The organism is Pacificibacter sp. (genome assembly GCF_039769035.1).
In the GTDB taxonomy this organism is placed as follows: Bacteria; Pseudomonadota; Alphaproteobacteria; order Rhodobacterales; family Rhodobacteraceae; genus Celeribacter.
Genome location: NZ_JBDMZG010000190.1, coordinates 34,731 through 43,149 on the forward strand (window position 1 = coordinate 34,731; position 8,419 = coordinate 43,149).

Genomic DNA, 8,419 nt, shown 5'->3' on the forward strand with positions numbered 1-8,419 from the left:
CAGCCCTTCCGAGAGTATACTTAGCTATAGCTTACAGCATCATGGGTTTGGTACCCGCACTTTTTGCACTTGTCGAGACAGCACTGACGCCCCAAATACATGATATGAAGAACGCAACGAAATCCGCCACTTGCTGCTATTGCGGCTCAAAGACCATTTTGACGCTCACAGGCAAGGTCAGGCACGAATTGCAATGCACCTCATGTGGTGCGCCATTGCGGCGTATGAAGTCTTTGCGAAAAGACCACGTGAATGATCCGTTTACGGTTCAAGGCAAGCGTAAAACAAAACCGACGTATATCAAAGAAAAGTCTAAAGATCGGTATAGATCGCGCAAGAAAAAGAAATCTATGGCGCATCGGTTGTTTGACGTGGCCGAAGACATTTTCGACATCTTCGACTGACAACAAAAAACCGAGGCACTGCTTCCAATGCCTCGGCCAATAATAATTTCGAATGTCTTACAGGCTTGCTGTAAGCGCCTCGATGATTTTGTCGCCCATTTCAGTTGTTGAAACAGCTGTCACGCCTTCTTCACCCAGCAAATCAGCAGTGCGCGCACCGCCAGCCAGAACAGCTTCAATTGCCTGCTCCAAACGTGTTGCTTCTTCGCCTTGATCAAACGAGTAGCGCAGCGCCATCGCGAAAGACAAAACACAAGCGATTGGGTTGGCTTTGCCTTGACCTGCGATGTCAGGGGCTGAGCCGTGTACCGGTTCGTACATCGCTTTCGGGCGACCATTTGCCATTGGCAGACCCAAAGAGGCAGATGGCAACATGCCGAGCGATCCTGTGAGCATCGCCGCACAATCAGACAAGATATCGCCGAACAGGTTGTCGGTGACGATCACGTCGAACTGCTTTGGCGCACGCACAAGCTGCATCGCGCCGTTGTCAGCGTACATGTGAGACACTTCAACTTCTGGGTAGTCGGCGGCTACTTCATTGACGACGTCGCGCCACAAAATGCCAGATTCCATCACATTGGCTTTTTCCATGGAACACAGACGCTTGTCGCGCTTCATCGCCAATTCAAACGCGGCACGTGCGGCACGTTCGATTTCACTTTCTGTGTAACGCTGGGTGTTGATGCCTACGCGTTCGTTGTTTTCAGTGAAAATGCCGCGTGGCTCACCAAAGTACACGCCAGACGTCAATTCGCGCACGATCATGATGTCGAGGCCCGCAACGATGTCTTTTTTCAAAGATGAGAAGTCAGCCAAAGCATCGAAACACTGCGCAGGACGCAGGTTGGCGAAGAGATCCATCTCTTTGCGCAGACGCAAAAGGCCGCGCTCTGGCTTTACGGAAAAGTCGAGATCGTCGTATTTTGGACCGCCAACAGCACCAAGCAAAACTGCGTCAACAGACTGCGCTTTTTCCATGGTTTCGTCGGACAAAGGCGCGCCATGTGCGTCATAGGCAGCGCCGCCAACAAGATCGTGAGACACGTCAAATTTGAGACCGCGATTGTCGCCAAACCAATCAATGACTTTGACAACTTCGGCCATCACTTCGGGGCCAATACCGTCACCGGGCAAAATTAGAAGAGATGGCGTGCTCATATCGCGTTTTCCTTGTGTTTAAGCGTTGGCTTCGCCTACCCGACACGCGCCCAAACGTCAAGGAATGGCATGTTTAACACGATTAAATGCTGCGAATCGCAGATGCCAAACGCCAGTGTCGCGCTCACAAACAGGCAGTGCAATGCCGCGCAGGGGCAACGGAACCGCTGACTCCGTAACCCTTGCGCAATCAAAACGTTTGTTTCGAGTGAGACGTGTTAGTCGCGCCCCGGCAATGACCCACGTTTTTCATCTCCGTCCTGCCAGTGGTCGATGGCTTGAACAGCTTCTTCTGCGGTCTCGACGAATTTGAACAGGTCGAGATCTTCCGCGGAAATCGTGCCGGCGTCAGCCAACGCGTCCCAATTGATGATCTTTTCCCAGAACGCGCGACCAAACAGCAAGAACGGAACGCGCTGCATCCGACCTGTTTGAATCAACGTCAACGCTTCGAACATTTCGTCCAATGTGCCAAAACCACCGGGGAAAACGGTGATCGCCTTTGCGCGCATCAAGAAGTGCATTTTGCGAATCGCGAAGTAGTGGAAGTTGAAACACAGATCTGGCGTCACATATTCGTTGGGCGCTTGCTCATGTGGCAACACAATGTTGAGACCGATGGAGACACCGCCTGCATCCTGTGCACCGCGATTGCCTGCTTCCATCACACCTGGCCCACCACCGGTGACAATCACATCTTCGCGGTGGCCATTCACCTTGGCGCGTTCGGTCATGATCCGCGCAAATGTGCGCGCCTCGTCATAGTATTTGGACAAATCAGCCAAAGTTTGTGTGCGCGCTGTGTCCTTTTTCGCAGGCTCTGGAATACGAGCGCCGCCAAACAGCACAATTGTGCTCTCGACGCCGTATTCGGCCATCATCATTTCAGGTTTCAGCAATTCCAACTGCAAACGCACGGGGCGTAGCTCGTCGCGACACATGAAATTTTCGTCAGAAAAGGCCAAGGCATAGGCCGGCGACCGCGTTTGTGGCGTGTCTGGAATTTCGCGCGATTTCTCGATGTCTTCGTGACTGTCGCGCAATGGGTGGCGTCGAATGTGTTTGGTGTCGCTTTGCTCGGACATCTCGCGTTCCTTAATAAGGTCAATCGTGATTTTGGTCGTAATACTCGTTGGCGCAAATCAGCTGTGCGTTGCGTGTACGCCTCCAAGCGACTATAGCCACTTGCAACAGATGTTCCATGACCACTTGGGAGACAAATATGTCCAACGCTCAACTCGAAACCGCCATTGAATCCGCTTGGGAGGCACGTGACACAATTACGTCCGCCACCACAGGTGAAACACGCGAAGCTATTGAAGATACACTCGCAGCCCTAGACAGCGGCAAACTGCGTGTCGCAGAAAAAATGGAAAACGGCGATTGGCACGTGAACCAGTGGGCGAAGAAAGCCGTTCTGCTTGGCTTCCGAATCAAAGATATGGAAGAGCACGCTGGCGGCCCACAAGGCTCTGGCTGGTGGGACAAAGTTGACAGCAAGTTCAAAGGCTGGGGTGCTGCTGAATGGAAAGAAGCCGGTTTCCGCGCTGTTCCAAACTGTGTTGTGCGCAAATCTGCCTACATCGCACCGGGTGCGGTTTTGATGCCATCTTTCGTGAACTTGGGCGCCTATGTTGATGAGGGCACTATGGTTGACGCTTGGGCCACTGTTGGTTCCTGTGCGCAAATCGGCAAAAACGTGCACCTGTCTGGCGGCGTTGGTATCGGTGGTGTTCTTGAGCCTATGCAAGCGGGCCCGACCATCATCGAAGACAACTGCTTCATCGGTGCACGCTCTGAAGTTGTTGAGGGCTGTATCGTACGCGAAGGCTCTGTTTTGGGCATGGGTGTGTTTATCGGCCAGTCCACCAAGATCGTTGATCGCGAAACAGGCGAAGTGACTTACGGCGAAGTGCCACCATACTCAGTTGTTGTGGCCGGCTCCATGCCATCCAAAAACGGCGTTAACCTTTACTGTGCTGTGATCGTGAAACGCGTTGATGCGAAAACACGTTCCAAAACGGGCATCAACGATTTGCTGCGCGACTAATCGAAACCAATTTTGAATGCGCCCGCCATCTGTGCGGGCGTTTTCTATTGCTACAAAAGGCATCGTCATGACCGAAAAAGTGAAAAAACCGTCCCGCCAAAAGGCCTACACGCTGCTTGTTGAAGTTGGTCGTAAGGAAGACGATGGCTTGCCCAAGAACGCAACGGGCGGCGCGCTCATGATCTATGCCTCAGGTGTTGATGAAGCCGAAGCTGTGCGCGAAACTGTTGCTCTTCTAAAACAAGCTGATCTCGCACCACTTGATGTCACGGGCTACGGCACTTTGGAAGAACGTCTGGCCGAAGGGCATGACATCTCAGACGACGAAATCGCTTTGATGCAGCGCGCGTTGGACGAAAACTCTGTCGTGGTTGCACAAATGACACCGTTTTTCGGCGACACTCCACGCGACGAATAACTACCTGCTACCGAACCATTTTTTGTAGATACGGTCGTAAGTTCCGTCTTCACGCAGCTCTAAAAGGCTGTGATTGATTTGTTCTGCCAAAGGCGAATTTGACTGCAGCGCTATGCCGTAGTTCTCTGCCAAAAAGACCTTCCCGATCAAACGCGCATTTTGGTCGCGCTGGGAGTTCACGTAATAGGCAAGAATGGGTGCATCGAACACAACCGCGTCGATTTGTTCACTTTCAAATGCATCGATCATGCTGGTGACGTCGCCGTATTCGAAATACGCAATGTCACGCGCATCAAGAAAATTCGCTGAGGTCGACCGCGAAATCGTGCCGACATTTTTGCCATATAGATCGTTGATGTCGCTCACATTGGCTTGGATCGCGCCAACCGTCATCGCCGCTGTGATTTTTGCGACAAAAAGCGACACGAAGAACAACGACGAGATGACGAGAAAAACACCGAACAATCGGCCCATAGGAGAGCGGGGCTGACGCTCTTCGAACCCGCCATTGACGATCAAATTCAGGGCCCACCAAAAGGCTGGGAACATCGCTTCACGCGCATTCAGGGCAAAGTATTCTTGGTGCCGGCGTTCGAAATGCCACATGAGCATACCGCCCCCCAGCAACAGCGCGAAGGCGCCAAAAATAGCGAGAACCAAGTCTTTCGACAGCAAAATTGAAAAAATCGACCCTGTGTTTGGATCGGAATGCGTCATAATTTGCAAACCAGAGCCGAAGATTGGTTGAGAGAAATCCATAACAGCTTCGCGACGCGCAGTGATCGAAATATTGGCAACAGCAGCATCCGCTTGACCGCTCTCGACAGCCGCAAGCATGTCGCTGAAGTTGTCCTGGCGATCGATAGAATAGGTCCAACCAAGATTTTTTGCGATTTCATCGAATAGATCGATCGAAAACCCAGTGTCTTTGCCATTTTCAATCATCGAAAACGGCGCGCGAGTCACGGTCGTTATCGATAAGTTTTCGGCACGCGCACTGCTGATCGTCAAAAAGCAAACGCAAAGCGCCACAGCTACCGCTAAGTAATGTTTCATTTCGTCCCCCAACGTAATGGATATGCCATATTGGGACCGCTTTTGGCAATCGGACTCTCCGAAGATCCAACGTAAACGTCTGTTATTGCTGACTGTAGGGTCGCAATCCAACGAAGTGGTGCCTAAATGTCATGCATCCGCAATTCGCACTGTTCGTATTTGAGCACTGGAATTTTGGCTGCCCATTTTTTCGCATCAAGATTTGGCGGTTTTCGGGGTTTTATGAAGGTGTTTGACCCTGCATTGGCTTGCGCGCATTGCCCAGCCGCAATTGGCGCGCTAACCATGACGCAACAGGAGTGAATAAATGACGATAGATCCAGTAGACCTCACCGCAGCCCTAATCCGTTGTCCGTCAGTAACACCTGCGGAAGCCGGCGCGCTTGTGCTACTCGAAGACATGTTGTCTGAGGCGGGTTTCGTTTGTACGCGTGTCGACCGCAATGGCACACCCAACCTTTTCGCGCGCTGGGGCGAAAAAGGCGCAAACAAGTCGCTTGGCTTCAACGGTCATACTGATGTTGTTCCTATTGGCGACGCAGCGGCTTGGACCAAAGACCCTTTTGGTGGCGAGATCGAAGACGGCATTTTGTGGGGTCGTGGCGCGACAGATATGAAGTCTGGCGTCGCAGCTTTTGTTGCAGCCGCTGTGGATTTTGTCATCCAAACACCGCCCCAAGGCGCAATCGTCATTGCCATTACAGGTGACGAAGAAGGGGACGCGCTGGACGGCACGACCGCTTTGCTGGATTGGATGCATGCAAACAACGAAAGCATGACCGATTGTATCGTGGGCGAGCCGACAAGCTTGGACACGATGGGTGACATGATGAAGATCGGTCGCCGCGGATCGCTGACGGGCTTTTTCACAGCGCATGGCAAACAAGGACACGCAGCCTATCCGCACCGCGCCAACAACCCAGTGCCCGCCATGGCACGCCTGATTGATCAACTGGCGCGTCATACGCTTGACGAAGGCACCGCACATTTTGACCCGTCCACATTGGCAGTGACGACGTTTGACACAGGCAACCCTGCCACAAATGTCATTCCGGCAGAGTGCAAAGCCACAGTGAATATTCGCTTCAACGACGCACATGAGACGCACGACTTGATCGCTTGGTTCGAGGCAAAAGCCCAAAAGATGAGTGAAGAAACCGGCGTTTCGATCACTGTTGAAACCAAAGTCACCGGCGACAGCTTTGTGACACCTCCGGGGGCGTTCGTCGATCTTGTGGCCAATTCAGTTGCAGCGGAAACAGGCGTGACGCCTGAACTGTCAACTTCGGGTGGCACCTCGGACGCGCGATTTGTCAAAAACCACTGCCCTGTGGTTGAGGTTGGTTTAGTTGGCAAAACAATGCACCAAGTCGACGAACGCGTTCCGGTTGAGCAAATTCAAACGCTGAAGAACATCTATTCGCGTTTGATTAGGGACTATTTTGCATGACGGTCACGATCGAGAAAACATCTGATTTTTCCGAATGCCTCGCGCTTCGCCTTGCTGTTTTTGTGGAAGAGCAAAACGTGCCTGCTGAGGAAGAGGTCGATGACCTTGATGACCAAAGCGTGCATTTCATTGCGCGGGACCAAGACCAAAATCCCGTTGGAACCGCACGCATCTATGAGGTTGGTGACACAGGCAAAATCGGTCGAGTTTGCGTCGCAAAGGCTCAACGCGGCACGGGGCTTGGCGTAAAACTCATCGAGGCCTGCATCGCAGAATTGTCTGCACGGCCACACATCAAACAAGCCAAACTTGGGTCGCAAAACCATGCGATAAAATTCTACGAGCGGTTCGGTTTTACCGTGCAGGGTGGTGAATACATGGATGGCGGCATTCCGCATCACGACATGGTTTTGCCCCTGTGAAGCCACGGCTGATCATCATGGTCAAAGAACCCATTCCAGGGCGTGTAAAAACGCGCCTTGGGCGCGATCTGGGTATGGTCCAAGCCGCCCATTGGTTTCGCAAACAAGCGCTCGATACAATTCATCGGTTGGAAGACCCTCGTTGGGATCTCGTCTTGGCGGTGTCGCCAGACCACGCAGGGATGACAAGCCGGTTTTGGCCTGCGCATCTAGAACGGCTGCCACAAGGTCGCGGAGACTTGGGCGCCCGCATGGGCCGACTTTTGCGCGCGTCGCCTTCGACCAAAACCTGCATCATTGGCGCGGATATTCCCAACATTCGCCCGCAACACATCGCCTCGGCTTTTGCCGCACTTGGGTCGCATCGCGGCGTGATTGGTCCCTCTGATGATGGCGGCTATTGGTTGATTGGCATGCGTCACGGCAGACACGCGCCGGCGACACTGTTCAAGGGTGTCCGCTGGTCCACACCATGTGCTCGCAAAGACACGCAGAGCAGTGCCAAAGACCTCAATTGGGCTGAGATAAACACACTGAGCGATGTCGACACGCTTGAGGACCTGACACGCTTAAATGCACAGGCGCGCGGTGCTCTTTGAGTGTGGTGAAGCGCCTCGGGGCATGGTAGATTCGTGATATGAACAAAATCCCGACAAAACAGGCGATCCTTGACTGGATCACAGAGCACCCGACCAAAGCCGCCAAGCGCGATATCGCCAAAGCCTTTGGCATCAAAGGGGCTGCTCGGATCGACCTGAAGCGCATCCTGAAAGAGCTTGAAAGCGAGGGTCATTTGACCAAGCGCACCAAGACCTATCGCGACCCTGACAAATTGCCACCGATTTCCGTTGTGCAAATCTTGGCTCCTGACGCGGATGGCGATCTATTTGCGCGCCCATTGGAATGGACTGGCTCTGGCTCTGAACCTCGGATTTTGATGGTTCAAAAAGCTGGTGAAGCAGCGCTGGGGGCTGGCGAGCGAATTTTGGCCAAACTTCAGTCCGTCCACGGCGAAGATCACGCTTATGTCGCACGCATGATCCGCAAGATCGGTTCCAACCCTGAGAAAATCTTGGGGATTTTTCGTGCCAATGCCGAAGGCGGCCGTGTTGTCCCGATCGACAAAGGGGCTGGCAAAGAATGGCTGGTTGGCGCGGGTCAAAGCAATGGCGCTGAAGACGGCGAGCTTGTCGAGGCGGAACAGTCTGGGCCCAAAACCCGCATGGGTTTGCCGCGCGCACGGATTGTCGCCGTTTTAGGCGACCCAACTGCGCCCCGCGCGGTGTCTTTGATTGCGATCCACCAACACAACATTCCTGACGCGTTTCCTGACGATGTCATTGCGATGGCTGATGCGGCCAAACCCGCGACCGGAAAAGGCCGCGAGGATATGCGTGATGTCCCGCTTGTCACTATTGATCCGCATGATGCCCGAGATCACGATGACGCGATTTGGGC

Annotated in this window: 9 protein-coding genes and 1 pseudogene; 7 read left to right on the forward strand and 3 right to left on the reverse strand. The window is 53.2% G+C overall.

The window, feature by feature from the left end:
* Positions 1-41: 41 nt before the first annotated feature.
* A complete protein-coding gene (locus ABF287_RS15515; protein WP_347185906.1) occupies positions 42-404 on the forward strand; it encodes a hypothetical protein in 363 nt (120 codons plus the stop codon).
* Between the two features lie 57 nt (positions 405-461).
* Here the strand turns inward: ABF287_RS15515 and leuB are convergent, their stop codons facing one another.
* Positions 462-1,565, reverse strand: coding sequence for a 3-isopropylmalate dehydrogenase (leuB, locus tag ABF287_RS15520; protein ID WP_347185907.1), 1,104 nt, complete (start codon positions 1,563-1,565; stop codon positions 462-464).
* 218 nt (positions 1,566-1,783) lie between these two features.
* Complete coding sequence (locus ABF287_RS15525; RefSeq protein WP_347185908.1) at positions 1,784-2,650, reverse strand: TIGR00730 family Rossman fold protein; 867 nt, start codon at positions 2,648-2,650, stop codon at positions 1,784-1,786.
* A 137-nt stretch (positions 2,651-2,787) separates the two neighbouring features.
* Between ABF287_RS15525 and dapD the strand changes: the two genes are divergently transcribed.
* Together dapD and ABF287_RS15535 are read left to right on the forward strand one after the other, a co-directional pair.
* Positions 2,788-3,615 carry a 2,3,4,5-tetrahydropyridine-2,6-dicarboxylate N-succinyltransferase gene (gene dapD, locus ABF287_RS15530; RefSeq protein WP_347185909.1) on the forward strand — a complete coding sequence of 276 codons (828 nt, stop codon included), beginning with the start codon at positions 2,788-2,790 and terminating at the stop codon, positions 3,613-3,615.
* 67 nt (positions 3,616-3,682) lie between these two features.
* A complete protein-coding gene (locus tag ABF287_RS15535; RefSeq protein ID WP_347185910.1) occupies positions 3,683-4,033 on the forward strand; it encodes a hypothetical protein in 351 nt (116 codons plus the stop codon).
* Here ABF287_RS15535 and ABF287_RS15540 read toward each other — a convergent pair whose 3' ends face one another.
* Positions 4,034-5,089 carry a transporter substrate-binding domain-containing protein gene (locus ABF287_RS15540; protein ID WP_347185911.1) on the reverse strand — a complete coding sequence of 352 codons (1,056 nt, stop codon included), beginning with the start codon at positions 5,087-5,089 and terminating at the stop codon, positions 4,034-4,036.
* A 307-nt stretch (positions 5,090-5,396) separates the two neighbouring features.
* Here ABF287_RS15540 and dapE point away from each other — a divergent pair, with 307 nt between their 5' ends.
* The 4 genes and pseudogenes from dapE to ABF287_RS15560 all read left to right on the forward strand — a co-directional run.
* Positions 5,397-6,539 (forward strand): succinyl-diaminopimelate desuccinylase, encoded by a 1,143-nt coding sequence (dapE, locus tag ABF287_RS15545; RefSeq protein WP_347185912.1) that lies wholly within the window; start codon positions 5,397-5,399, stop codon positions 6,537-6,539.
* Positions 6,536-6,961 (forward strand): GNAT family N-acetyltransferase, encoded by a 426-nt coding sequence (locus ABF287_RS15550; RefSeq protein ID WP_347185913.1) that lies wholly within the window; start codon positions 6,536-6,538, stop codon positions 6,959-6,961. Before dapE ends, ABF287_RS15550 begins: the two co-directional genes overlap by 4 nt.
* A gap of 17 nt (positions 6,962-6,978) precedes the next feature.
* Entirely contained in the window at positions 6,979-7,560 is a 582-nt protein-coding gene (locus ABF287_RS15555) for a TIGR04282 family arsenosugar biosynthesis glycosyltransferase (protein WP_347185914.1), read from the forward strand.
* A 38-nt stretch (positions 7,561-7,598) separates the two neighbouring features.
* Positions 7,599-8,419, forward strand: a pseudogene (locus tag ABF287_RS15560) (ribonuclease R); the annotation flags it as partial.

Excerpts from the sequence above, each read along its gene's own strand:
- ABF287_RS15515 (WP_347185906.1), top strand. The coding sequence starts at position 42 with ATGGGTTTGGTACCCGCACTTTTTGCACTTGTCGAGACAGCACTGACG.
- leuB (WP_347185907.1), bottom strand. The coding sequence starts at position 1,565 with ATGAGCACGCCATCTCTTCTAATTTTGCCCGGTGACGGTATTGGCCCC.
- ABF287_RS15525 (WP_347185908.1), bottom strand. The coding sequence starts at position 2,650 with ATGTCCGAGCAAAGCGACACCAAACACATTCGACGCCACCCATTGCGC.
- dapD (WP_347185909.1), top strand. The coding sequence starts at position 2,788 with ATGTCCAACGCTCAACTCGAAACCGCCATTGAATCCGCTTGGGAGGCA.
- ABF287_RS15535 (WP_347185910.1), top strand. The coding sequence starts at position 3,683 with ATGACCGAAAAAGTGAAAAAACCGTCCCGCCAAAAGGCCTACACGCTG.
- ABF287_RS15540 (WP_347185911.1), bottom strand. The coding sequence starts at position 5,089 with ATGAAACATTACTTAGCGGTAGCTGTGGCGCTTTGCGTTTGCTTTTTG.
- dapE (WP_347185912.1), top strand. The coding sequence starts at position 5,397 with ATGACGATAGATCCAGTAGACCTCACCGCAGCCCTAATCCGTTGTCCG.
- ABF287_RS15550 (WP_347185913.1), top strand. The coding sequence starts at position 6,536 with ATGACGGTCACGATCGAGAAAACATCTGATTTTTCCGAATGCCTCGCG.
- ABF287_RS15555 (WP_347185914.1), top strand. The coding sequence starts at position 6,979 with ATGGTCAAAGAACCCATTCCAGGGCGTGTAAAAACGCGCCTTGGGCGC.